Origin of the sequence: Desulfobaculum xiamenense, assembly GCF_011927665.1 — a bacterium.
Classification (GTDB): domain Bacteria; phylum Desulfobacterota; class Desulfovibrionia; order Desulfovibrionales; family Desulfovibrionaceae; genus Desulfobaculum; species Desulfobaculum xiamenense.
Window position 1 is genome coordinate 1 of the sequence record NZ_JAATJA010000004.1, and the last position, 23,791, is coordinate 23,791.

Annotated in this window: 17 protein-coding genes and 2 rRNA genes; 10 read left to right on the plus strand and 9 right to left on the minus strand. The window is 62.2% G+C overall.

The window, feature by feature from the left end:
* The 3 genes from rrf (GGQ74_RS16590) to GGQ74_RS14065 all read left to right on the plus strand — a co-directional run.
* Positions 1-81: ribosomal RNA gene (rrf, locus tag GGQ74_RS16590) — 5S ribosomal RNA — on the plus strand; the annotation flags it as partial.
* A gap of 330 nt (positions 82-411) precedes the next feature.
* A 5S ribosomal RNA gene (gene rrf / locus GGQ74_RS14060) occupies positions 412-526 on the plus strand.
* Positions 527-1,037: 511 nt separating this feature from the next.
* On the plus strand, positions 1,038-2,654 hold the full coding sequence (locus tag GGQ74_RS14065; RefSeq protein ID WP_245168315.1) for an aldehyde dehydrogenase family protein: 1,617 nt from the start codon (positions 1,038-1,040) through the stop codon (positions 2,652-2,654).
* Between the two features lie 165 nt (positions 2,655-2,819).
* On the opposite strand, the gene GGQ74_RS14070 is transcribed toward GGQ74_RS14065, so the two are convergent.
* The 5 genes from GGQ74_RS14070 to GGQ74_RS14090 all read right to left on the minus strand — a co-directional run bounded on the left by GGQ74_RS14070 (position 2,820) and on the right by GGQ74_RS14090 (position 11,364).
* Positions 2,820-4,901 carry an autotransporter family protein gene (locus GGQ74_RS14070; protein ID WP_167942236.1) on the minus strand — a complete coding sequence of 694 codons (2,082 nt, stop codon included), beginning with the start codon at positions 4,899-4,901 and terminating at the stop codon, positions 2,820-2,822.
* Between the two features lie 277 nt (positions 4,902-5,178).
* A complete protein-coding gene (locus tag GGQ74_RS14075; protein ID WP_167942237.1) occupies positions 5,179-6,426 on the minus strand; it encodes an NYN domain-containing protein in 1,248 nt (415 codons plus the stop codon).
* Between the two features lie 168 nt (positions 6,427-6,594).
* Positions 6,595-8,685, minus strand: coding sequence for a methyl-accepting chemotaxis protein (locus tag GGQ74_RS14080; protein WP_167942238.1), 2,091 nt, complete (start codon positions 8,683-8,685; stop codon positions 6,595-6,597).
* A gap of 153 nt (positions 8,686-8,838) precedes the next feature.
* Positions 8,839-9,744, minus strand: a complete 906-nt coding sequence (locus tag GGQ74_RS14085) for a DMT family transporter (protein WP_167942239.1) — start codon at positions 9,742-9,744, stop codon at positions 8,839-8,841.
* A gap of 105 nt (positions 9,745-9,849) precedes the next feature.
* On the minus strand, positions 9,850-11,364 hold the full coding sequence (locus GGQ74_RS14090) for an APC family permease (RefSeq protein ID WP_167942240.1): 1,515 nt from the start codon (positions 11,362-11,364) through the stop codon (positions 9,850-9,852).
* Positions 11,365-12,103: 739 nt separating this feature from the next.
* On the opposite strand from GGQ74_RS14090, the gene GGQ74_RS14095 reads away from it, so the two are divergent.
* Both GGQ74_RS14095 and GGQ74_RS14100 read left to right on the plus strand, forming a co-directional pair.
* A complete protein-coding gene (locus GGQ74_RS14095; protein WP_167942241.1) occupies positions 12,104-12,658 on the plus strand; it encodes a DUF4125 family protein in 555 nt (184 codons plus the stop codon).
* A 24-nt stretch (positions 12,659-12,682) separates the two neighbouring features.
* Positions 12,683-13,417, plus strand: a complete 735-nt coding sequence (locus tag GGQ74_RS14100; RefSeq protein WP_167942242.1) for a sulfite exporter TauE/SafE family protein — start codon at positions 12,683-12,685, stop codon at positions 13,415-13,417.
* Positions 13,418-13,489: 72 nt separating this feature from the next.
* Here the strand turns inward: GGQ74_RS14100 and GGQ74_RS14105 are convergent, their stop codons facing one another.
* Positions 13,490-14,950 carry a sigma-54 interaction domain-containing protein gene (locus GGQ74_RS14105; protein WP_342448629.1) on the minus strand — a complete coding sequence of 487 codons (1,461 nt, stop codon included), beginning with the start codon at positions 14,948-14,950 and terminating at the stop codon, positions 13,490-13,492.
* A 346-nt stretch (positions 14,951-15,296) separates the two neighbouring features.
* Here GGQ74_RS14105 and GGQ74_RS14110 point away from each other — a divergent pair, with 346 nt between their 5' ends.
* The 4 genes from GGQ74_RS14110 to GGQ74_RS14125 all read left to right on the plus strand — a co-directional run bounded on the left by GGQ74_RS14110 (position 15,297) and on the right by GGQ74_RS14125 (position 19,648).
* Positions 15,297-17,756: a glycyl radical protein gene (locus GGQ74_RS14110; RefSeq protein WP_167942243.1), complete on the plus strand. Its 2,460-nt coding sequence runs from the start codon at positions 15,297-15,299 to the stop codon at positions 17,754-17,756.
* 139 nt (positions 17,757-17,895) lie between these two features.
* Complete coding sequence (locus GGQ74_RS14115) at positions 17,896-18,789, plus strand: glycyl-radical enzyme activating protein (protein WP_167942244.1); 894 nt, start codon at positions 17,896-17,898, stop codon at positions 18,787-18,789.
* A 166-nt stretch (positions 18,790-18,955) separates the two neighbouring features.
* Positions 18,956-19,108 carry a hypothetical protein gene (locus tag GGQ74_RS16595; RefSeq protein ID WP_245168316.1) on the plus strand — a complete coding sequence of 51 codons (153 nt, stop codon included), beginning with the start codon at positions 18,956-18,958 and terminating at the stop codon, positions 19,106-19,108.
* A gap of 246 nt (positions 19,109-19,354) precedes the next feature.
* Positions 19,355-19,648 carry an ErpA-related iron-sulfur cluster insertion protein gene (locus GGQ74_RS14125; RefSeq protein ID WP_167942246.1) on the plus strand — a complete coding sequence of 98 codons (294 nt, stop codon included), beginning with the start codon at positions 19,355-19,357 and terminating at the stop codon, positions 19,646-19,648.
* Between the two features lie 162 nt (positions 19,649-19,810).
* Here GGQ74_RS14125 and GGQ74_RS14130 read toward each other — a convergent pair whose 3' ends face one another.
* From GGQ74_RS14130 to GGQ74_RS14140, 3 genes are all read right to left on the minus strand, one after another.
* Entirely contained in the window at positions 19,811-20,824 is a 1,014-nt protein-coding gene (locus GGQ74_RS14130) for a methyltransferase (RefSeq protein ID WP_167942247.1), read from the minus strand.
* Positions 20,825-21,149: 325 nt separating this feature from the next.
* A complete protein-coding gene (locus GGQ74_RS14135; protein WP_167942248.1) occupies positions 21,150-21,641 on the minus strand; it encodes an AraC family transcriptional regulator in 492 nt (163 codons plus the stop codon).
* 134 nt (positions 21,642-21,775) lie between these two features.
* Positions 21,776-22,666 (minus strand): AraC family transcriptional regulator, encoded by an 891-nt coding sequence (locus GGQ74_RS14140; RefSeq protein ID WP_167942249.1) that lies wholly within the window; start codon positions 22,664-22,666, stop codon positions 21,776-21,778.
* Between the two features lie 140 nt (positions 22,667-22,806).
* On the opposite strand from GGQ74_RS14140, the gene GGQ74_RS14145 reads away from it, so the two are divergent.
* Entirely contained in the window at positions 22,807-23,766 is a 960-nt protein-coding gene (locus tag GGQ74_RS14145) for a helix-turn-helix domain-containing protein (protein WP_167942250.1), read from the plus strand.
* Positions 23,767-23,791: the final 25 nt, after the last annotated feature.

Below are 23,791 nucleotides of genomic sequence, written 5' to 3' on the forward strand. Positions count from 1 at the left end.
CCATTCCGAACACGGAAGTTAAGCACCTCATCGGCGATGATACTGCAGAGTTGTCTGTGGGAAAGTAGCCCGTCGCCAGGACTTTTTTTTCGCCTCGCCATGTCGGTGCTGCCACTCTAGCCATATCGGCGGTTGTGCGGTGCTGAGGCGGGCAGTGAAGCCGGGTCGAATTGCCACCGTGACGGATGGTTGGCAAAACGGCCGCAAGACGCGGTTTGACGGCTTTAAGCAGTCTGTCCTGCGTCTTTGGCTTCTGAAGGCCTTAAAACGGCCTGTGCGGCGCACAACGCCGTTGCCCCGGATTCGGGATGTCGGCCGCAACATCGGTCGCCCCGCGTGAGGCATGTGAACCGCTACTGCGGTTCAATTCGGCGAAAGCCCGGTCGGTCGTTCCGCATACGGCCCGAATTTCCCGGCGGCCATGGAGAGGTGGTCATACCCGTTCCCATTCCGAACACGGAAGTCAAGCACCTCATCGGCGATGATACTGCGGAGTTGTCCGTGGGAAAGTAGCCCGCCGCCGGGTTCACATATTCGCCTGAAGGCGAAACCAGAGCGCCCCGGATTCTTACGAATCCGGGGCGCTTTTGCGTTTTGAGCCATCTACGTTGCCAGCGGTAGAAGATATTCTCCCCAATCCCGGGGCTCTGCGCACCCCGGACGCTGCCCGTCCCGATTCCTCGACCATCCGAACGGCATTCCGCTTGAACTGTGCATCGTATGTCCTGCGATTCCGGCTCATCCACATCCTCTGTTTGCTCGTCAGGATAGTGGCTTAACTTCGTGTCCAGAACTTCGTAGCAGGACCACGCCGACGCAGGATTGCCTGTACACCTTGGTCTTGGGGTATTCGTTAGCACTATCTCTGGCAAGACCTCCAGCACTACCTCCTAGGTTGGCTGGGGTGTCCGGTCAAAAAGGGGCTACTTCACTCCAGCTCTTCCCCCAATTCATTGACATCATGCGGTGAAAAACCTACCCAAGTGGTCGATTGTGCACGCATATAGCCTGATTTCAGGTCGGGAGACATTATGAATATGGAACGAACCTTACTTTCCGCCTTTCCCGCCACCCATGACATTCCGGAAGAATACCGACGTTTCATACCCAAGGTGTATCCCTACTCCCTGATCGGCGGCGAACTGTTGGAATGGAAAGGGAAAATGCAGGACATTTACTCCCCCATCGAGACGCGTGATGGCGAGGTGTTCTCTCCGCTGCTCATCGGTCGTTGCCCGGTGGTGGACGAGTCGGTGGGGACGTTGGCCCTTGAGGCTGCCGTTCGTGCGTATGACAACGGGATGGGGCTCTGGCCGACCATGGCTGTTGCCGACCGTATCCGCCATGTCGAGACGTTCGTTGATCGGCTGGCCGGGGTGCGGGACGAGGTCGTCCATCTGATGACGCTTGAAATCTGCAAGCCGCGTAGCGAGTCCGAGGTCGAGTTCGACCGCACGCTCGACTATATTCACGATACCATTCGCGCGCTCAAGGATTTGGATCGGGACAGTTCGCGCATTGCCATCGAGGGCGGCATCTATGCGCAGATCCGTCGTGCGCCGCTCGGGCCGGTCCTGTGCATGGGGCCATACAATTTCCCGTTAAACGAGACGCTCGCCACGCTGATTCCCGCCCTGCTCATGGGCAACACAGCCATCGTGAAGACCCCGCGCATGGGCAAACTCCTGCTTGCTCCGGTCATGGAGCTCCTGTGTGAGTGTTTTCCTCGTGGCGTAGTCAACGTGCTTTTCGGCGACCGGCGCGTGGTCAGGCCAATCCTCGAATCCGGGAAGGTAAGTGTTCTGGCGTTCATCGGCTCGTCCAGCGCGGCCGACGCGCTTCGGCGGCTGCATCCTCATCCGCATCGGTTGCGCTGCGTGCTTGGCCTTGACGCCAAGAACCCCGCGTTCGTTCTGGAAAGCGCGGACATGGACGTCACCGCCCGCGAGATTTTGTCGGGGAGCCTCGGGTTTAGCGGTCAGCGGTGCACCGCGCTCAAGATCATCTTCGTGCACCGCAGCCGAGCCGAAGAGCTGCTCGCTCGGCTGTGCGAGGGCATCGCCGGGCTGAACGTGGGCATGCCCTTCGATCCCGGAGTGAATATCACGCCCATGCCGGGCTTGGGTAAAATTGCCTACCTGCGCGCGCTGGTGGACGACGCCGTGGCGAAGGGCGCTCGGGTGGTCAATGCCGGCGGCGGTTTTTCCGTGCGGACGCTCTTCCAGCCCGCGTTGCTCTATGGCGTAACGCCGTCCATGCGTGTCTATCAGGAGGAACAGTTTGGGCCCGTGGTGCCTGTCGTCCCCTTTGATGATGAACGCACCCCGCTGGCGTATCAGGTGCAGTCCAACTACGGCCAGCAGATGAGCATTTTCGGCAGCGATCCCGAACAGGTGGCCAGATTCATCGACCCGATGGTCAATCAGGTCTGCCGTGTGAACATCAACAGCAAGTGCCAGCGCGGTCCGGATTCCTTCCCTTTCACCGGTCGCAAGGATTCGGCCGAGGGAACGCTTTCCGTAGGGGATGGCCTGCGTTGTTTCTCCATTCGTAGTGTCGTTGCGGCCAAGGGCACCGAGGCCAACAAGGATCTGATTGGCAGCATTCTGCGCCAAGGCAGTTCGAATTTTCTGACGACGGATCATATTCTGTAGCTGAACGTGAGATTTCAGGACCAAGGGCTGTCGACGCGTGTCGGCAGCCCTTTTTTGTCGTGACGAGAACACATTGAGCGTTCGGGCTTGCGTTGCCCCAACGTGTGGCGTTGGACTGTGCTTCGTTGAAGGAGCGCTTGGGCGGCATCATCGCTCGTCCGTCCCCTAAAATTCCACCCGCAATGTCGCGCGCGCGGCGCGGGTTTCGCTGTTGCTGGCGTGGTCCTCGGTGAAGGCCACGGTCAGGCCGAGGGGGCCTCTGGCCAGTGAGAGCCCAAGCTCCACGCTTATGTGCTCGTCGTCGTTTTCGGTCGTTACCAGCGCCGAATCCGTCGGCAGGTATTGGCGCATGGTGATGTCGTTGTCGTTGAGTGCGAAGCCGTAGTCGAGCCCTACGAAGGGCGTGATGACTGCGCCGGAATCGGTGTGGAAGGCATGGCGGATCTGTGCGCCCACCACGCCCTCCCAAAACGTCTTGTCGAAATCGTCGTAACGTACGGCGTTGAGCGCTCCGGTTTCGGAGAAGCCCTCGCGCGAAAGGTGAGTCGTATTGAGGCCCACATGCGGCGTTATCTCCCATTTTTGCGGAGTCCAGACATGGGCGAGCCGGAACTGATTCCCCAGTATCCAGCTTGTGGAGTCGCCCTCGGCGGTTTGGCCCAGCCCGGCGTTGCGTCTGGAATCGTGCTCCACCCGCGCGACGCTCAATACGTCGGTGATGCGCCAGTTGCCCGGTCCCCACGCGCCGTAGACGCCGAGGGTGCACGTTTCCTGCTCCTCGGTGTCGTTCGCCACGAAGGCGGAGCCGGTGAAGTCGATGTCCGTGGTCGCGTATCCGCCCATGATGCCGAGGAGCAATTCCGGCGTCAGCAGGTAGTCCAGCCCGATTTCGAAGCCCATCGTGTCCCAGTCGTAGCCTATTCCGCCCGCCCCTTCGTCTCGCGACCCCGAGGCGAAGACAGGTTGCAGGTACATGCCTAGGCGGCTGTCGTCGTCGCGCGGGAGGAGGAGCCCATCCGTGGAGCCGAGTCCCGCGATGAGAATTTCGCGCTCGGGCGCTGGGGCCTGCGACAGCATCATGGCCCCGCGTGTGGCGGCGATGGTGGCGAAGCCGCGTGCGGTGGTAAGGGTGGATGCTAGGCCGAGTGCGGACGAATCCCATTGCGGGGTGTAGTTCTGCGTTACGGTGACGTCGTTGCTCCCGTAGTCCACGCGCAGGGTGAAGTTCGGGTTCGTATCCATACTGCGTACGGAGTCGAAGGTGCCGCTCACGCCCGACCCCGCGTGAAGCACCGTGGCGGTGGTGCCGATGGCTGTGGAGACGGCCTGCACCAGTAGGGCGCCGTCCAGATTCGCCGCGTTCGTCACCGTGAGCGGCGTGGTTGTTCCGTCCGGTGCGACGAGGAGTGTGGTCCCGGCGTTTTGGGTGTAGCTGTCGCCGCGTAGCCCCACCCCGCGCGCGATGGCGAGGGTTCCGCCCTCAAGGCGCAGGGATTGCGGCGTGGCGCTGATGTCGCGGGTAAAGCTCCACGTGCCCGCTCCGGTCTTTGTCAGCGCATTCCACGTCCCGCCGATGTCGAAATCGACAGTTCCCAAACCATCAAGGGTGAGTGTGCTGCTGGTGCCCCACACGTCGCCTGCCAGAATGCGGGTCCCCGTAAGCAGGTGCACGGTGCTGGAATAGGCGAGGATGGCGTGTGCGCCGTTGCCCGAGGCCGCGATGCTCCCTGAGTTGAGGACGGTGTCTGTCGGGCCATTGAGAAAGACGCCGTGGGCATTTTCGCCAGTCGTGGTGATGTGTCCGGAATTGGTGACGGTGCAGGCGCCATAGACGTTGATGCCGTGGGCGCGTTGTCCGGTGGTGGAGATGGTGCCGTGATTGGACACGGTGGAGTAAATCCCCGTCATGATTCCCGAGGCGAACTCCCCCGATGTTGTGATGGTGCCATGGTTCTGTCCCTCTGAATAGTTGTGGATGGACATGCCATGGCCGGCTTTTCCGGAGGTGGTCAGCGTTCCGGAAGCCGCATTGGTGCTCGTTGTGAGTCCGTAGGAGGCCATGGCGCTGGTGTCTGTGGCGTAGGTCGTGACCGCGCCGTAGTTGGCCCAGTCTCCGATTAGGGTGGTGGTGATATCGTCGTAGTTGTCCGCGGCGTGGGCGGAGTGGTGGTGCAGAGCGAGGGGAAGCGTCAGAAAAAGAAGAATCGTGGCGGCAGCGCATGCATTTCGTGTCGGTATCTGTCGCATTGGGGTAGCCTCCGCGTTGCATGTGGTGTGCGCTTTTGTGCTTCGTTATGTGATGGAATTTTTTTTGTAAATAGATTTGAATTTGTGCTGTAGTGGTGTTTTTGTGGCGAGCATCCACAGCGTGCGGCGGGGTGGCGCTGTGCATGCCGTTGGTCTGTATTTGAGACAACGTGTATGTGCCGCCAACGCAAAAGCGCCCCGCATCAATGAGGAGCGGGGCGCTTTTGCGTTGGTGCCGGTCGTAGTCGTTCGTGGGCTGGTGTTTTGCGCGTCGTCTCTAGCGCTCGCGGGTCGCAAGCTCACGCTGGTGGAGCGCCTCGTCGATGAGGAGCCACTTGAAGAGCTTGTTGGCGTTCTCGCCCATGTTCATCTGCGAGGAGGTGCACAGGTTGAAGATGTTCTCGCAGAATTTGCGCGAGATCTCGGCGGGCGCGGTGCATTCGCCGAAGCCGAGTCGGCATCCCACCTTGCCAAGCCCGATGAGGACGAAGTTGATCTGCTGGCGCGAGACGGAGAGCTTCTTGTCCTTGCAGGTGTCGCGGATGTTTCGCGAGGTGGAGCTGAGCTGGTAGCCGTTGCGCCGGATTTCGTCGCTCATGATCTCGTAGAGCTGGCGGTAGGTGTCGCGCCCGAGAAGAGGTGCGCCGGTGAGCTTGCTCACCAGTCGCGCGAATTCGAGGAGTTCGCGGTCCTCGCCAAAGCCGAGGTCGATCTCGGTGCGCTCCTTGGGCGGGGTGTGGATTTCTGGATCGTACACGTAGCCCGGTACGACCTCGGACAGCTTTAGCCCGTTGAGATCAAGGAGTTTTAGGAAGTCGATGAATTTGCCGCCGCCGCACCAGTCCTCGAACACGGCATCCGAGTATTTCTTGCGGATGTTGTGGGCCAGATTGGCCATGACGATGGGGGTTGCGGAATTGCGAACCATTTGTATTACGAATTGAGATACATCCTGTCGCGACTCGTCGTTGAGTTCGCCATCCTGTCCGTTTCTGGAGAATTCGCAGTAGGACAGGGCAGATTCGGTGAAGTCATGTTCGCTTATGACTTGCGTGGCTGCTGCGCGGTAGGCCGGGGACGATGCGCCAACGGAAAGGATGCTGGTCATCTTGTCCTTCTCGCGCAGCTTGATGAGCACGGGGGTGAAGTCCGCGTCGCCGGAGAAGATGATGAATTCGTCATAGCCCGGATTTGCTTCGAGGGCCTCGACGATGTCGAGCACCATGTGGATGTCGGCGCTGTTCTTGCCTTGCGTGGTCAGCGGCGGACAGTCGACCACGTTGAAGGCCGACTTGACGAAGAACGGGCGAAACCGGTTGTACGCGTTGGGGTTGAGGTAGCACTTGCGGACCAGAATGCGCCTGCGCGAGGCCTCGCCGTCCGGGACGGGGAGCTGGCTTTCCAGCCACGCCAGCCAGAGGTCCGGCGAGGTGGCGAAGTTTTCCGCGAGGCTGGGCTTCAACTGGCCGAGGCGGGTGTATATGTTGTCGAAGTCGATGTAGAGGGCGCTTTTGATGCTTGTCATGCCTGACTGCCTGTTGGGATGAACCGATGATTCCCTCGGGTATCACGGCTGGGGGCGGCGGGCAAGATTGGGGGGAGGGGGCGTGGGTGGAAAAACACACGCACGAGGGCGTCGGACCGTTCGGTCCGACGCCCTCTTTTGTTTTGCGTATGTGGGTGATGGTCCGGGCTAGGCCTGTTTCATGCCCTCGATCATGGTGGCCATCTTCTGGGCCTGTTCGGCCAACTGGGCTACGGCGCGGGAGGCTTCGCCCATGGCCTGCGAGGTTTCGTCGGCGATGGTGTTCACCTGCGTGATGGAGTTTGAGATTTCCTCCGACGCGGCGGACTGTTCCTCGCTTGCCGCTGCGATGGACTGCACCTGATCGGCCGTGGTGTCGGCCATGGACACGATCTCGCGCAGGGCCTCGCCGCACTGGGCGGCCATGGCGGTCACGTTTCCGACCTTTTCCGCAGCCTCGTCCATCTGGCGGACGCTGGCAGAGGAACTGTGCTGGATGGCGCGGATGACTTTCTCCACGTCGCTTGTGGAGGCCATGGTCTTCTCGGCCAGCTTGCGCACCTCGTCGGCGACCACGGCGAATCCGCGTCCGGCGTCTCCTGCGCGGGCGGCCTCGATGGCGGCGTTGAGCGCCAAGAGGTTCGTCTGGTCCGCGATGTCGGAGATGACGCCCATGATTTCATCAATGGCCTGCGCCTGATTGGCGAGTTCGGAGATGCCGCCCTTGAGGCGTTCGGTCACGTCGCGCACTTCGCCGATGCCGTCGATGCAGCGCTTGGTGGCGGTCTCGCCGTCCAGCGCCTTCTGCTTGGTGTCGGTGGAGACTTCGGCGGTGGTTCCGGCGTTGCGGGCGATGGACAGAACGGTTTCGTTCATTTCGCGCATGGACTTGGTGGTCTCGGACACGCGGCCGACCTGTTCGTTGGCTCCGCGCGAGGATTGCTCAATCTGCGCGGACAGCTCCTCGGACGCCGAGGCCACGATGGCCACGATGTCCGCCAACTGGTCGGCGGCGGTGAGCATGCCTTCGCGGCGGGCGCGTTCGGCGGCGTGCTTGGCCTCCTCGGCCTCTTGCATGGCCTTCATGGCCTTGGCGGTTTCCTCTTCGGCTTCGCGGGTCTTGATTGCGGACTGCTTAAACAGGTCGCCGAGCTGCTGGGCCATGACGGCGAGGCTGTCGCGCAGGGCGAGAATCTCGCCGTAGAAGTGCGTGCCGTCGGGAATGCCGTTGAAGTCGCCCTGTGCCAGCCGGTCCGCTCCGCTCACGAGCATGCCGAGGGGGCGGGAAATGGTGCTGGTGAGCCACAGCGCGAAGAGGCTGACCGCGACGATGATGCCTGCGGCGAGCATGGCGATGGTCCATAGGGTGTGGCGCATGACGGCGTGGACCTCGTCCGCCGAGGCGAGGGAGAAGACGCGGAAGCCCGTGGCGCTTTTGATGCTGGAGACCAGCATCTCCTGACCGTTCATGTCGATGACCATGGTCGGCTCGTCGGAGGCGAAGATGGTGCGCCATGCTGGTTCGCGCAGTTCGTTGACCATCTTGAAGTTGGCGGCGGAATCCTTGGGATCGCACAGCACGCGGCCGCTGGCTTCGATGAGCACGAAGTGCCCGGTCTTGCCGAAGTTCAGGCTGCGGATGAGCTCTTCGAGGGTGTCGAGGTTGGTGTCGATGCCCAGCACGCCAGCCAGCTCGCCCGAGGGCGTCCGGATCTTGCTCAACACGGTGGTCACGCTTGCGCCGGAGTTGGCCTTGTAGGCGTTGCCGATGAGCGTTTCGGTCCGCGCGGCCATGGCGTCCTTGTACCACGGGCGCTGCGCGGTGGTGAACCGGGCGGGCACGTCCACGGTCAGGCTGGTGCCGAAGCTGCCGTCCGGATGGCCGGTGAAAATTTCGCAGTAGAACGGGTTGTTGTCCTGCATGCGCCGCCACGTGCGAATGATCTCCTGCGCGGTCTCACCGAAGGTGGCGGGATCGTAGGCCGAGGAGGACGTGGTGTCCTTGAAGTTCGGGAAGAGCGGCTCCGTGGTCGCAAGCTCCGGCATCTTCGCGAGGTATGCCGCGTTGTGCTGGTTGATTTCGAAGTACAGGGTCAGATAGCGGTCCACCATGTCCAACTGGACCTTGGCCTTGTCCCAGTAGGACTGCTCGGCGTCGGTGTGCATCTTCCACGCGACGACGCCGGTGATGCAGACTGTGGCGAGAATGATTGCGGAGATGAAGCTGAGAAGTATGCGCGTCTTGATGGTCAGTCTCATGGTTCCGTCCTCCACGGCGGAAGTCCTGTCTCTGCGACAGGTGGGGGATATGTGGTATATCGGGCAGTTGGGCGCATGGTCGCTACGCCCAAGGAAGACCGCGGCCGTGCGGCGCGCGTAACGCACAACCGCACGGCCGCGAGGGGTGTGCCATCAGCGTTGCGCCTGCGCTTTCGCTGCCGGAAGCGGAAGCTGCGGGGCAAGGATGAGCAGCAGTGCGCTGCCGAGGATGCAGGCCATCCCGACGAGGGAATAGGTCGTCATCGGCTCGTGCAGGCACAGAAAACCGAGCGCTGCGGCGCTCAACGGCTCGGCGAGGCCGAGGGTGGAGGCCGTGGACGCGGGTGTGCGCTTCAGGCCAGCCAGCATCAGACAGAAGGCCAGCGCCGAGGTGACGACGCCGAGGTCCAGCGCCACCAGCGAGCCTTTCACGGTCCACAGCCAGTCCGTCGGGTGGAAGTGGAACAGGGGCAGAAGGCACAGTCCGCAGATCAGCAGCAGGACCATCATGATCGTCTCGGGGGCGTGGTGCCTCGCCAGCGGCTTGCAGAAGATGATGTAGAGCGAATAGGACGCTCCGGCGGCCAGTGAGGGCACGATCTTCATGGGCTGCATGGTCTCGGCGCCGGTCCAGTTGAGGAGCACCAGCCCGGCGATGGCCAGTGCGGTGGCCGGATACCACGCAGCCACGGGGCGCTCCTTGAGGAGCACCAGCGCCAGCACCGCGACGCAGATGGGGGAGAAGCCGATGCTGACCACGGTGCCTACGGCCACACCGACCGCGCGTGCGCCGGTGAAGAAGAAAATTTGGAAGAGCAGGAGTCCCAGCGCGGAGAGCGCCACGTTCTTCACGGGCCAGTCGTGGGGTTTTGGGAGTATGCCGCGCCATGCGCACCACAGCGTGAGGGCAAGGCCGCCGATGAGCATGCGCACCGCGCCGATGAGTAGCGGGGACGCGCCGTCCCCGGCGACCAGCGCCTGTGCGAAGCCGGAGGTGCTGAAACACAATGCCCCGCCGAGAACGAGCAGGGCACCCTTGATTGAGAAATCGTGATTCATGGCGTTTACAGCCCACCTTTCAAAAAAAGGCCCCTGCCCGCAGAGGCAGGCAGGGGCTTCAAGAGATATCCGGCGAGGATGGAGTGAGCCGGACGGTCGTAGTCGTTAGCGCGCGGTGCTCTCGGCGGTGGCGCGGCCCTTGGAGCCGTTGCCCTTGAAGAACACCGGGATGTCGCGGCGGCCGAGGATGCTGGCGCGCAGCTCTTCTTCGGGCAGCTTGGACCACACGGTCTTGTTGGAGAAGTAGAAGAAGAAGCCCATCACGACCCAGGCCACGAGGCACCAGCGGGAGGCCACGCTGATGTAGGCCGGGGAGCCGGGGATGAGCAGCAGAACGATGCACATGATGGCGGTCAGCGCACCGACGATGCAGCAGAACAGGCGGTTGGCCTTGTTGGTCACGTCTTCGCTGCCGAGCAGAACGCGGCGGGCGGCGAGGCAGGTGAACAGGTAGCCGATGCCGGTACCCACGGAGCTCATGTCCACGATCCACACGACCACGGAGCGACCGGCAAAGGGGGTCAGCAGCACGATGGCGACGGTGAACAGAATGGCCTTGTAGGGGGTGCGGTACTTGGGATGGATGTCACCGAACCATGCGGGCAGGATGCGGCCACGGGCCATGCTCAGGAGCAGGCGGGAGGTGGCGATGTAGAAGCCGTTGATGCCGGTGCACACTGCGCCCAGAACCGCGCAGGACAGAACCACAGCGCCGAACTTGCCAAAGGCCATGGTGGCGACGGTGCCGGTCGCCCAGGCGGTGCCGCCGCTGTTGCGCAGGGCGTCCATCTTGGCGAGCATTTCGGGGTAGGGGATCACGATGCCAACGGCCAGCGTCACGAGGCTGTAGAGCACGACGCCGCACAGGATGGCGATGATCATGATATTGCGTGCGCGGGCCGGGTCGAAGGAGAATTCCTCGGCGGCCTGGGGCACGGTGTCGAAGCCCACGAAGAGGAAGGGCGAGATGGCGAAGATCAGGAGCACGCAGGACAGGGCGGAGCGATGCTCTGCGAACGCGGGAACGAGGTTGCCGAAGCTGGCGGTGTCGAGGGCGGCGGTGCCGGAGAACAGGGCCACGATGCCGATGGTCAGCATGTAGGCCAGGACCACCTGCAGCTTGCCAGCGAAGCTGATGCCGCGGTAGTTCATCCAGCCAAAGCCGACGGTGCCGGCGGTCATGAGCAGCACTTCACCCATGTAGACCTGCCAGCCCGCTATGGAATACAGCGGTCCGAACTCGAAGACGCCCGGGAACAGGAAGCGGAAGATGAGCGCCAGCGCCGCAATGTCGATACAGACGATGGCGATGTAACCCAGAACGAGCGCCCAGCCGCAGATGAATGCCGCCGTGGGGCCGAAGCCGACGTAGGCATAGGCGAATGCGCCACCGGCGACGGGGGCGTATTTGATCATGTAGCTGTAGCACACGGCCACGAAGCACAGCAGGAATGCGCCGATAATGAAGCCGGTCAGGGTGCCGAGGGGGCCGGCCTGGGGCAGGAACATGTCGCCGGGGAGGACGAAGCAGCCCCAGCCGACGATAGAACCGAGAGCCAGCGCCCAGACCTGCGCGGGCGAAAGGGATTTCTCCAACTGTACCTGTTCAACTTGAGCCATGACAAACCTCTTCAGTGTAGGGCGTTCGGGGCGATATGCCTTTGTCATCGGGGCAGGGCATACGCAGTCGTTGCGGGTACGGTGCCGGGACCGGTGTCGGGCCGTGTCCTCGGCGCCCTGCCGTGGAACATGAATTCGTACGTCTTGCCTTGGGTCTGCCATGGTCTTCCAGCGGTCACATGGCTGTCCTTAGGCTGGTGCGGAGAGGAGCGAACGGTTGTCTCCGCATGCGAAATCTCTTCTGGGGAAAGCGTATTCGCGAATCGTGACAGAAAGAGCAAAGAGGATGCCAATACGTGAAAATCTTCACCATGTTTGCATATGCCCGAAAGTATTGGTGAAAAAAATTGCACTTTGCGCGAGGCTCACGGTGGTGCGCAAAGGAAATATCGTTTTCGTAGGAAATTTTTCTTTTAGGTAAAATTTTTTACCTGTCAGCGCGGGCGTGGCCAAGTTTCCGTGGAATGGAGCGGGATGCGGGCATGCTACACTTCTCGTGATCTATCAATGACATATGCCGATTGTGACGGGACGAACATTCCCGAGGGGCAATCTCCCGGAAACGGCACCGGCCTTGCACGGGCGCCGCTCGTTATTCTTTTCATAAAGGGTGCCGGTTTCGTCGGCGCGGTCCAGAGGATGGCATTCGTTAGCGATTGCGGATGGTTGTCATCTGGGATTCGGACGAGCAACGAGCGGACGCCCTGATCGTGCAAACGCTATCGGAGAGGAAGACGCTATGACTGAAGAACGCCGCGAGGCTCTTGTTGAGGACATTATTGAACGTGAACTGCGCATGTTTCTGGCCGTGAAAACTCGCGGCGGAAAGTCGCTGTGCCAGGAGCGGCCCGAGTCCTTCCGTATCATGCGGGAGATGACGCACGGCGTGCTGTCCGAGGCCGTTCTGGAGTCCTATCTCGGCGATCTCGTGCGTGCCGAGGAGGCCGGGCGCAACTTCATGACTGAGAAGTACGCGCTCATGGACGACCTCATTCCCGCCATCAACACCGACCCGCGCATCCGCGTGATTGTCGAGGCCGAGGCCGACTGGCGCGACGAGGTGTCCGCGCAGTTCCCGAGAACGGTCCAGCGCGATGGCCGCGAGAGCTTCTGCCTGTATCTGCGCTGCGAATTGCAGACCTATTCCCCGGCGACGCTCACGGCGTACGCCGCCCTTGTTGATGCCGCGCGGAACGAGGGACGAAACCTCGTGCGTGAACGTTATGAAATTCTCATGCGCAAGCTCGGCTACGGCTCCCTCGAAGCCTGCGAAGCGCAGTTGGCGGCGCACTAGCCGCCAAGGCGGGGAGCCCTTCACATGCCCGATTCCGTATCCATACTGGTTTTCTGTGCGTGGCTCGTCGGTGGCTTCGTCTCCGGCGTCAGCGGCATTGGCGGCGCGATGGTCGCCGTGCCCGTGGCCGCCACGGTCATTCCGATGCACGAACTGATTCCGTTGAGCTGCATTCTCAACGTGGTCATGGACGGCTGCATCGCTTGCATGCATTTCAGGCATTGCAAGGTCTCCGCCCTGTGGCCCATGCTGGTCGGCTCCCTGCCCGGAGCCGTCATCGGCCTGTTCATCCTCAAGTTCGTGTCCGGAGCCGTGCTGCAGGGGGCGGTTGGCGCGCTGCTCCTGTACTATGTCTACTGGCAGCATACCTTCCGCGTCACGCAGGTCCATGCGGAGTCGTGGGGCAAGGGTGGAGCCGCGGGCTTTGGTGCCGGGCTCCTCGGAACGGCCATTTCTTTTGACGGTCCCCCCGTTGGGGCCTACGGCCTGTACATGGGCTGGAATCCCCGCGTGTTTCTGGGGACGCTTGGTGTGTTCTTCATCATCCGCGGAACCATGACCTGCGTGCTGCAGGCCGGGGCCGGGCTGTACACGCCGGACGTCCTGCACTACGCGCTCTACGGCGTGCCCGCCACCATGATCGGAACGCTCTGCGCGTTTCCGGTCGTCCGCCACATCAACGTCGCCACGTTCAGGCGTGTGCTCATGGCGGTCATCGTCATGGCCGGTCTGGTGTGCCTCGGACGCTCCTTCCTGTAAGAGTTCCCACGCGCGCCGTGCCGTCCCGATGGGGCGGCGCGGCGCGATCATCCGGGGGCGCGTCGCCCCTGCCTAATCTTCGTCCTTGATGTCGAGCTGTTTCATCTTGTAGCGCAGGCCCGCGCCGGTGATTTCCATGATGCGCGCCGCCTTGGCCACGTTGCCGCCGGTGACGCGCAGCACGTTGCGGATGCACTGTGCCTCGTATTCCTGAAGGCAGGTCTTGAGCGGCACCACGCTGCTGCGTTTGACGTCGGCGTAGTCGTAGTAGTCGCGCTGGAGGGTGTCCTCGTTCGGTCTGGTTGGCGTGGGCAGGGAGGGGTGGGTGTCGCTGCGCATCTCCATGGAAGCGCACGCCTCGCGGAAGTGGCGGGGTAGTCCCTCCATTTCGATGGACAAGCGTCCGCCGAGCAGGGCGAGGCTGCCTTCGACCACATGGAGCAGTTCGCGGATGTTTCCCGGCCAGTCGTAGTCCTGAAACATCTGCATGACGTCGGCCTCGATGTCGATGCTCGATGCGAGGGGGCGCAACTGCGAGCGGTCGATGAAGGTGCGCGTGAGCAGGGGGATGTCCTGCCTGCGGCTTCGCAGCGCGGGCACGGAGATGCCGACCACGGCGAGGCGGTAGAACAGGTCGCGGCGTAGGAGGCCTTCTTCCACGGCCTTCAGTGGGTCCTCGTTGAGGATGCTGATGATGCGCACGTCCACCGGGATTTCCGTGTGGGAGCCGATGCGTCGTACACGCTTTTCCTGAAGCACGCGCAGAAGCTTGGCCTGAAGGCCCATCGGCATGGAGTTCAGTTCGTCCAGCAGCATGGTGCCGCCGTCGGCCTCCTCGAAGAGGCCGGGCTTGTCTCCCGCGTCGGTGTATGCGCCCTTGGCCGTACCGAAGAGGATGCCCTCCAGCAGGTTTTCTGGGATGGCCGCGCAGTTCACTGGGATGAGCGGCTGATCGCGGCGTTCGCCGCCCGCATGGATGGCCTGCGCGAAGAGCTCCTTGCCCGTGCCGCTCTCGCCCCAGATCATGACCGGCGACGAGGTCTGCGCTGCGGTGCGGGCCTCGCGGATGACGTCGAGCAGGGTCGGGTCTTCTCCGATGAGGCTGTCGAAGGTGTAGAACTCGTAGCTGGTCTTGCCCTTGGGCGGTGCGGCCTTGGGCTGGCGGCGCTTGCGCGCCACCAGCGACGTGGTGCCTGTCCAGATGGTGAAGGCGATGACGCCGTCCTTCTTTCCGTGGTCGAAGAGGGGGAAGAAGTCGGTGACGGTGCTGGCCAGATAATTGTTGGTCGTCTTGTAGAAATAGGACTTCTTGAGAAGCGGCTCGCTCTTCTGGAGGCACTCGATGGTGGGGATGCACTCCAGCTCGTGGGGGACATAGAGGCTGGTGATGTGCTGGCCCACCACGGGCACGCGGTGGAAGCCGTCCACGCGGCGTTGGATGTCGTTCATGTACTCGCAGATGCCGTCGGCATCCACCACGGCCACGCCGATGCACATGTCGTCCCAGATGGCGGTCATGGAGGGCGTTAACACGCTCTCCCTGTTGACGTTCAAAAATTTCTTTCTGTCAAAACGCAATTTTCACAACCTCTGGGAAATGGGTGCTGGCAAGGTGAATGGCCGAGTGCGTTCCTGCCTGGCGAACCGCAAAATAAAAAATATTTTGGAAAAGGAAAGAAATTTTTCGAAATCAAAATTTTTTCCAGGGCGCCACGAGTAGGGCATGTTCGCAAGAAAGTGGCGTAATTCCATGGTGTTGGTTCATTTTTCGATCGTGATTTTTGGTCTGGCATGGCCCGTGCAAGTTATAAAAATAACAAGCGAGCGAACATCGTTTAAAACTTCTTCTGGGAAAATTTCGAACGAACAGGAGACCGAGATGACCAATACTTCTTGCGAAAACACCTGCTGCTGCGACAACGCCGCCGCGACCCCCAAGGGCTACGGCATCAACTGGGATACCGCCGAAGCGCGCGTCAAGGAGCTCAAGGACTTCCTCATGTCTGCTCCGCAGATCATGGATCCTGAGCGCCTGCAGTGCATGGAAGAGGTTTATGACGAGTTCGCGGGCGAACCCGTCTTCTACATCCGCGCCAAGCTTTTCGAGCGCGTTCTGACCAAGAAGAAGATCTTCCTCGACGGCAACCCCCTCGTGGGTACCCTGACCGGCGTGCGCGCCGGCGTGTACGCCTACCCCGAGTGGAACGTCGCCTGGATCAAGGAAGAGATGCAGATGGCCAAGATGGCCTCCCTCGGCGAGATGAAGATTCCTCAGGAGACTCAGGATCTTCTGGAGAAGACCTACAAGCGCTGGAAGGGCTGCACCTGCATCGACCTGAACGACAAGATGTTCAAGGACAAGTACGGCTTCAATCCCAAGCCGTTTGCCAAGGCCGGCATGTACTACGAGAACGTCAGCGTGGCCAGCGGCTCCGGCATCGCCGACTACCCGCTCGTCCTGAACAAGGGCCTGCGCTGGCTCATCGACGACGTGAAGGAGCGCTTCCGCAACTGCCCCACCACGCTGGCCAACAAGGAAAAGCATGACCTCTACCGCGCCATGATCGTCGCGATGGAAGCCGTCATCACCCATTCTCACCGCTACGCAGAGCTGGCCGAGAAGACCGCCGCCGAGGAGACCGATCCCAAGGCCAAGGCCGAGCTGCTCGAGATCGCCGAGATCTGCCGCCGCGTACCTGAATTTCCGGCCCGCAACTTCCGCGAGGCCATTCAGTCCTTCTGGTTCATCCACCTCGCCATCGAGGTCGAGCAGATGGCCTGCGCCACCTCGCCCGGCCGCTACGGCCAGTACATGTACCCCTTCTACAAGAAGGACATCGAGGAAGGCAATCTGACCCGCGAGCAGGTGCTCACGCTGCTCAAGTTCCAGTGGATCAAGCACCTTGAGCTTGGCGAGTACCAGGGCGCTTCCTACGCCATGACCCTGTCCGGCCACACCGGCCAGACCATCACCATCGGCGGCGTGGACGCCAACGGCAACGACGCCAGCACCGAACTGGAAGAGCTGCTGCTCGAGACCCAGACCACGATGAAGAACATTCAGCCCACGCTGACCCTGCTCTATCATCCCAAGATGAAGGATTCCTACCTTCAGAAGGTTGTGGAGTGCGTCCGCGGCGGCTCCGGCCAGCCCCAGATCCTCAACAACAACGTGGTCATCCAGCGTACGCTCGCCCGCTTTGCCCAGTACGAGGATGGCATCACCCTCGAAGACGCCCGCAACTGCGGCAACTACGGCTGCGTGTCCACCGGCGTCTGCGGCAAGGGTAGCTTCATCACGCAGGAAGACCAGCCCTGCCTCGCCAAGGTCATTGAGCTGATGCTCAACAACGGCAAGTGCCCCGTGACCAAGAAGCAGGTGGGTGTGGAGACCGGCGACCCGCGCGAGTTCAAGACCTTTGACGAGCTCTACGAGGCCACCAAGAAGCAGCTGGACCACCTCTTCAGCATGTCCCGCAAGCACTCCGACCTGAGCCAGATGGCCCGCGTCCAGGTGGTTCCGAGCATCTTCCGCTCCGCCATGTACGACGGCTGCATCGAGAAGGGCATCTGCGAGGAGGCCGGTGGTACCCGCTACCCGCAGGTCAACCCCATCATGACCGCCGGTATCGACGCCGCCAACTCCCTGCTGGCCATCAAGCATCTGGTGTTCGACACCAAGAAGCTGACCATGGAGCAGCTGCTTGAGGCCCTCAAGGCCAACTTCGAGGGCTACGAGGACATCCGCAAGATGTGCTTCGAGGCTCCCAAGCACGGCAACGATTACCCCGAAGTGGAAGGACTCGTGCAGCAGTTCTACCGCGACGTGGACGCCATCCATCACGCTCAGGGCCCGGACTGCTTCGGCTACCGCACCCCGCTGGATGCGTACTCCCTGTCGTACCACAACTACTTCGGTTCGCTCATGGGCGCGCTGCCCACCGGCCGCAAGGCTGGCACGGCACTGACCGACGGTAGCGTCTCCGCCATGCCCGGTTCCGACCATGAAGGCATCACCGCCCTCATCAAGTCCGGTGCGGAAGCCATCGACACCGTCCGCTACGGCGCGAACCACTTCAACGTGAAGGTGAACCCGCAGGTGCTGGAAGGCCCGGCCGGCGCACGTACCCTGATCTCCCTGATCAAGACCTACTGCGACTTCGGCGGCTCCCACATCCAGTTCAACTGCGTCAGCTCCGAGACTCTGAAGGACGCGCAGGCCAACCCGCAGGAATACCCCGATCTGGTCGTCCGCGTGGCAGGCTTCAGCGCCTACTTCACCCGCCTCGACAAGGGCGTGCAGAACGAGATCATCAAGCGTACCGAGTACAAGAACTAGCGATTGAACAGGCCGCGGGGCGGGAAACGTATCACGTGCCCCTCCCGTCCCGCACCTCCTCATATCCCTCGCTTCCCGCGGGGACGCCCATGGTCCCCGCGGGAGCACCCCTCAAAAAGACATATCTGCGGAGCAAACGATGAGTCAGGGAATGATCTACAATATCCAGCGCATGTCCATCCATGACGGCCCGGGTCTGCGGACCACGGTGTTCCTCAAGGGCTGTCCCCTGCGCTGTCTGTGGTGCAGCAATCCGGAATCCCAGAAGACCACGCCGCAGATGATGTATTTCGAGAACATGTGCACCGGCTGCGGCACCTGTATGGACGTGTGCCCCAACGGCGCAGTGGTGCCCGTGGACGGAAAGTTCGGCCGCGACATCGAGAAGTGTACCGATTGCGGCCTGTGCGCCAAGTCCTGCCCCTCCAAGGCCCGTGAGATGTCCGGTCGGATCATGACCGTGGACGAGGTGATGGAGATCGTGCGCAAGGACATGCTGTTCTACGAGAATTCGGGCGGCGGCGTGACCTTCGGCGGCGGCGAGCCCACCTCCGGCGGCCAGTTCTTCCTCGACATGCTTCAGGCCGCGCACGACGCTGGCCTCCATGTGACCGTGGACACCTGCGGCTTCTGCCCCGAGGAGCGCTTCGACAAGACCCTCGAGCTCGCGGACCTTTTCCTGTTCGATTGCAAGCACATGGATCCCGAGGCGCACAAGCTGCTCACCGGGCAGGACAACACCATAATTTTGCGCAACATGCGCGCGGCCTTGAATTCCGGAAAGGAAGTGCGTATTCGCATGCCGCTCATGCCCGGCATGAACGACTCCGATGAGAATATCGCCGCCATGGCCGCATTTTTCGCTGAGTTCGGTCGCAACGAGATCGAAGTCATGCCGTGCCACGCCTTCGGGCGGAACAAGTACGTGGCGCTGGGCAAGCCGCTTCCGGCCGTCTCCCAGTATGCGCCCGAAGAGTTGAAGGTCGTTTGGGACCGATTTGCCAAGCACGGGCTCACTCCCGTCTTGGTGTAACAATAACCAGTCTAGAGGTTTGATCATGTTTACCCTTACCATCCCCGAAGAGATGCTGGAGAAGCTCCGCACCATGCTCGAGGACGAGGACGAGGACACCTGCGTCCGCCTGCGCGAGTACAAAGTCGGCGGCGGTTGACACGCCAAAATCGTGCTCGGTCTGGGCATGGACGAATTCGATGAGGACGAGGACGCGCGCATTGAGGTGGACGGCATGCCGTTCATCGCGGAGAAGGACTACCTTGAGAAGTACGGAACCGCTTTCGCGCTTTCCTTCGGCGAGAACAATGAAGTCGTGTTGAGCCCCGTGGAGGCCTAGTCTCCGCGCAGGGCACCACGCCCCATGCATTCTCGTGCGCCCCTTGTCGGAAACGACAGGGGGCGTTTTCGTTTTTCGCCGCAGGAAAGTCACATGCGCGTGCGAGACCCGGAGCGCGAAGCGCCCGCAGTGGTCGCTGGTTCCCATCGACAGGACGCGTGAGCGGTTACACCGCTGCGCATCCGTCCATCATGTTGTCGAACGGATGCATTCATCCGCAATCATAACGAATAAAGGAGAACCCGCATGTTTGAAGTGACCATTCCCGAAGAGATGCTGGAGAAGTTGCGTTCCATGTTGGAGGACGAGGACGAGGGCACCTGTGTGCGCCTGCGCGAGTACAAGCACGGCTCCGGGTGCAGCTCGAAGATCATCCTCGGTCTTGGCATGGAGGAACGTGATGAGGACGAAGACGTGAGCGTCGAGGTGCAGGGCGTGCCCTTCATCGCGGACAAGGATTTCCTGGTGAAGTACGGAACGACCTTCACCCTCGAATTCAATGAGAATGGCGAAGTCGTGATGCACGCCGTGGAGGCCTGATCCCTCTCGACGTGCCTGGGGCATGCGCATCCAAGCGCCCCGTGCCGGTTCGGCGCGGGGCGCTTTTTTGTTTGCGGCACGTGAAGGCGTGTGTGACGAAGCCCATCGCAGGCGGGTCTGCCATACGGGTGGCGGGTCTTCGTGCGAAAGGGCCTTCCTGCGTCAGCTATCCCGTTGTCCCGCCACGATGAGCCCTTGTGCGCCAGGGCCGGAAAATGCGCAGCGGATATCGGCGAAACCCGCTACCGCAAAGGCGGATTCCAGTTGTTCTCGCGCGATGAAGTGCGTCGGGTAGCCCGACATGCGCGTGACGAATTCCAGCGAAGCCTTTTCCTGAAGGGCCGTGTCCGAGTGGCGGTTCATATGCTGGGACACGAACCACCCTCCGGGTTTCAGGGAATCATGCACCTGTCTGGCGAACCCTGCGAGGTCGTCCATGAACGCATAAAGAATGTGCGACGCAATCACCAGATCGTACGAGTCGCTCGGGAGCGTGTCGCTGCGCAAATCCAGAACCTGTGCCTTCAGGCTTTGTGTCAGCTCGTGGCGTGCGATGCGCTCGTTGGCCTTTTCCACCACGCCGGGAAGGTCGAGGATGACCCCGTGGAGCTGAGGATTTCGCTCGATGAGCGCCATGCTGTATTCGCCATGATTGCCCCCGATGTCCGCCATGAAGCGCATCTCGGTAAAATTCGGCAACCCGGAAATGACCTTCACCGTGTCCTGTAGCGCGCCCATGCGGGAATGCTGCAGCGTGGCCCGCATCGTGTCGGTGTCGCTCCAGGCGTCGTCTGGGGCGTGCGCGATGGGGTTGGCTTCGCCCTTGAGAAGGGGGATGAATTGCGTCTTGATGGCTGCGGTGAATCGGCTGTTGTGTTCCAGAGCAGCGCCCTGATAAAAATACGAGTCCGACACAAGAAATTCGGCGGCGGTGGCGGTGTTTTCATACCCATGCTCTCCAAGCGTCAGCAGGTCGTTGACGGCGAGCAGTTCCAGCAGCGCTTGTGTGGGGCCTAGCTGAAAGCCGAATTTTCGTGCGATTTCCTCGGGTGTCGCGGGCTGTTCGGATAAGGCGTCGAAAAGTTTCAGTCGCACGCATTGCACGACGGCGTGAAAGATCACTTCTTGCGACATCAAGCGTGACAACGGGCTGAAATCGCTTTGCGGCGTGTTCATGGCATTTCTCCTGTTTGCGGTCCGGTGATCCGCCTTGGACGTGGTGGGTCGGGATCGTTTAGCGTGTAGGGTTATGCCTATCTGTTTTGAAAATGAAAATCAATATCGCCGCAAAAGAGGCGAGGCGGATGTGGCGTTTCTCTCTCGATCCGCTCGATCATGATCCAGAATCGGTCAGGGAGACGCATAGCTGAACGGGATGGTGGCTGAGAACTCAAGGGATACGACTGGGTGCGTCGTGTCCGCTTTTCATGGAAATGGTGAGCATTGCGGCACGGTCTGGCGGGCGCGGCATGGCCGCGCCCGCCAGAGGGGGCCGCGGTGGCTACTTCAGCGGAATGCGGATTTCTGTGCGCAGTTTGTCGGCGGGGGTGACGGTGCAGTCTTCGAGGTAGACCTCGACGCTCGGGCACGAGCATTCACGGCCGAGACGCGGCAGGACGTAGGCGAACAGCCCGACGTAGGTTTCGAACAGCTCACTGTAGGGACCGTGGTGGATGGCGCAGAGGAAGTCCCCGCCCGCGATGGTTATCTCGTGCACTGGGGCGTCGGCCTCGATGGCGACGTCGTCGGCGATGGCGATGCAGGCATCGTAGCGGAGCTGGAACGTCGGTGTCCGCGACGGGTCGTCGTGCGACAAGCCCATGAAGACGGCCTTGGGGCCGAGCAGGCCCTTGGGACCGGCCCATCCGCACAGGGTCTGCCAGGCAGTTTCGCATGCCTCATAGGGGCCGACGTGGCGGACGGCGGCGACGCGGATGGGGGCGATGGTGCGGACTTCGAAGGATGGGGTGGCGCTATGCTGCGTGGTGGTCATGCTCTGTGCTCCTTGTGAAGGCTGTTGACGTTCGGCGCTCGCGGCGGGGATGGGTCGCCGCTGTTCATGCGTCCGGTCTACAGGGTTTGGCTGGAGGCTTCATGACCGTTTTTGCTTTTCGTGTGCTGGGGGGCCTAGTAGGCGATATCCACCACCGGAATGCGGATTTCCGTCAGCAGATCCTCGGGGGCCGTGTGTTCTGGCGTGTTGTGGTAGACCTCCACGGCCGGGGCGTTGGCGAAGTCCTTGCCGAGGGCTGGGATGCCCTGACCGCACAGCAGGGCATAGACGTCTTGCAGATCGGTGTAGGGCCCGCGATACAGGGCGCAGACGTAGTCGCCGCCCTCGATGGTGGTGATGGACGCCGGGCCGTCGGCGCATACGTCCGGACCGACGGTGATGCATGCGTCGTAGCGGATGCGCTCCGACGGGGTTACGGCGGGGTCGTCGTGGCTCACGCCCATGAACTGCGTGTGCGGGGTGAACAGACCCTTCTGGCCCGCCCATGCGCACAGCGTGTCCCATGCCCTGCCGCACTCGAAGTAGGCACCGACGTGGCGGATGAAGGCCACGCGTTGCGGCGCAAGGTGGCGTATTTCCAAGGTGACGCCGTAGGACTCAAGCGTGCGTCCGGAGCTCGGTTTCTGGTCGTGGCGCAGGGTGCCGCCACGGGCGAGGAACTCCGGATTGCCCTGCTTGCGGTAGAGGGCCGGGCCTTCGCCGAACAGGGCCTTGAACGCGCGGGAAAAGGCCTCCTGCGCCTCGTAGCCCGCCTCGAAGGCGATGTCCGCGAGGGGGCGGTCCGAGTACAAGAGGCGCACTGCGGCGCGTTCGAGGCGTAGCCTGCGCATGTGCGCCTTGACCGATTCGCCCACCATGCCCGTGAACACGCGGTGGAAGTGGTAGGGCGAGAAGTGCGCCTGCGCGGCGATGGCGTCGAGGGACGGCGCGTCGTCCAGATGCTCCTCCATGAAGAGCCGGGCCTTGAGGATGCGCTGTTCGAGGATGTGTGCGGCGTCGTGCATGGCATCTTCTACCCGGCTTTCAAGACGAGGAAAAGCCTCGGGGAGGGAGTGGCCTTTTTCGTCGCCCCCGCTTGATCGGACGTCGTCGATGACGTATCGTCAGCAGTTAATGGAGAAAATTCCGAAGGTCGGAGGTTGCCATGGCTGACGATCTGCTTACCCACGCCGAAATTGCCCGCCAGCTCGGCGTTTCGGTCTCGACCATCAAAAACTACCGCAGCAAGTTTCCGGAGTGTCTGCCAGTGGCCCGGCGCGGGAAGCCCCTGCGCTTCGCTGCCGTGTCCCTTGCCGTGTGCCGGACGGTGCACGAGGGCTTCGGCGAGGGACTGTCCACGGAACGCATCCGCGAGACGCTCTACGAGCGCTTTCCGCAGTATGCCAAGGCGCGGCGAGCCCGCGCGGCCTCGCGGGACAATCGGCGCGAGCGTGTGGGGGAGCCTGCGCTGGAGCGCTCCCTCGCGCGGATGGAGGACGTGTACGCGGCGGTTATCTCGCGCATGAACGAGCTTGAGGGGCGCACGACCGTCGCTCCGACGGATGGCGACGGCCCCCTGCGTGACGAGGTGCTTCGCCTGCGCGACGAGGTGGGGCGGTTGCGCCGCGCCATCGAGACCGGCAGCGCTGTTGCCGAACGCACGACACCGCAGGTGGACGGGCCGGCGTCGCCGCAAGAGTCGCAGGGCGTTGCCGATGGGCCGTCCGTCACGAAGGGAGAGACCCCCCGCGCACGGGAGCGCGTGGCGGACGACGTGGTGGCCGACATTCTGGGGCTGCCGCTGGTGATTCGCTCTCCGGGTGGCGAGTATCTGGGCGTGACCCTGCCCGGTGGCGGGCACCTGGACGTGTCGGCCATGCTGGCGAGGCTTGGCGCGCGGTCCGCCGCGGCGGACTGGACCCGCAGCGCCGGAGGCTGGACGCTGCTCCTAGGCGAAGGGGTAGCGGCCGGGCGGGAATTTGATTTGCGACCGGTGACCACGCCTCGCGGGAATCGGGTGGCGCTATTGTGCGGGATGCGCGTTGCGGGGCGTCCGGCGGATGCCGGTCTGCTGCGGTCCTTCCTGCGGACGCTGCGCGGCGGGGCCGAGGCGGGTGGGGCGTGATCATGGCGGGAGGCGAATTGTTCGG

Coding starts and splice junctions, on each gene's coding strand:
- GGQ74_RS14065 (WP_245168315.1), top strand. CDS start 1,038: ATGGAACGAACCTTACTTTCCGCCTTTCCCGCCACCCATGACATTCCG.
- GGQ74_RS14070 (WP_167942236.1), bottom strand. CDS start 4,901: ATGCGACAGATACCGACACGAAATGCATGCGCTGCCGCCACGATTCTT.
- GGQ74_RS14075 (WP_167942237.1), bottom strand. CDS start 6,426: ATGACAAGCATCAAAAGCGCCCTCTACATCGACTTCGACAACATATAC.
- GGQ74_RS14080 (WP_167942238.1), bottom strand. CDS start 8,685: ATGAGACTGACCATCAAGACGCGCATACTTCTCAGCTTCATCTCCGCA.
- GGQ74_RS14085 (WP_167942239.1), bottom strand. CDS start 9,744: ATGAATCACGATTTCTCAATCAAGGGTGCCCTGCTCGTTCTCGGCGGG.
- GGQ74_RS14090 (WP_167942240.1), bottom strand. CDS start 11,364: ATGGCTCAAGTTGAACAGGTACAGTTGGAGAAATCCCTTTCGCCCGCG.
- GGQ74_RS14095 (WP_167942241.1), top strand. CDS start 12,104: ATGACTGAAGAACGCCGCGAGGCTCTTGTTGAGGACATTATTGAACGT.
- GGQ74_RS14100 (WP_167942242.1), top strand. CDS start 12,683: ATGCCCGATTCCGTATCCATACTGGTTTTCTGTGCGTGGCTCGTCGGT.
- GGQ74_RS14110 (WP_167942243.1), top strand. CDS start 15,297: ATGACCAATACTTCTTGCGAAAACACCTGCTGCTGCGACAACGCCGCC.
- GGQ74_RS14115 (WP_167942244.1), top strand. CDS start 17,896: ATGAGTCAGGGAATGATCTACAATATCCAGCGCATGTCCATCCATGAC.
- GGQ74_RS16595 (WP_245168316.1), top strand. CDS start 18,956: ATGGACGAATTCGATGAGGACGAGGACGCGCGCATTGAGGTGGACGGC.
- GGQ74_RS14125 (WP_167942246.1), top strand. CDS start 19,355: ATGTTTGAAGTGACCATTCCCGAAGAGATGCTGGAGAAGTTGCGTTCC.
- GGQ74_RS14130 (WP_167942247.1), bottom strand. CDS start 20,824: ATGAACACGCCGCAAAGCGATTTCAGCCCGTTGTCACGCTTGATGTCG.
- GGQ74_RS14135 (WP_167942248.1), bottom strand. CDS start 21,641: ATGACCACCACGCAGCATAGCGCCACCCCATCCTTCGAAGTCCGCACC.
- GGQ74_RS14140 (WP_167942249.1), bottom strand. CDS start 22,666: ATGCACGACGCCGCACACATCCTCGAACAGCGCATCCTCAAGGCCCGG.
- GGQ74_RS14145 (WP_167942250.1), top strand. CDS start 22,807: ATGGCTGACGATCTGCTTACCCACGCCGAAATTGCCCGCCAGCTCGGC.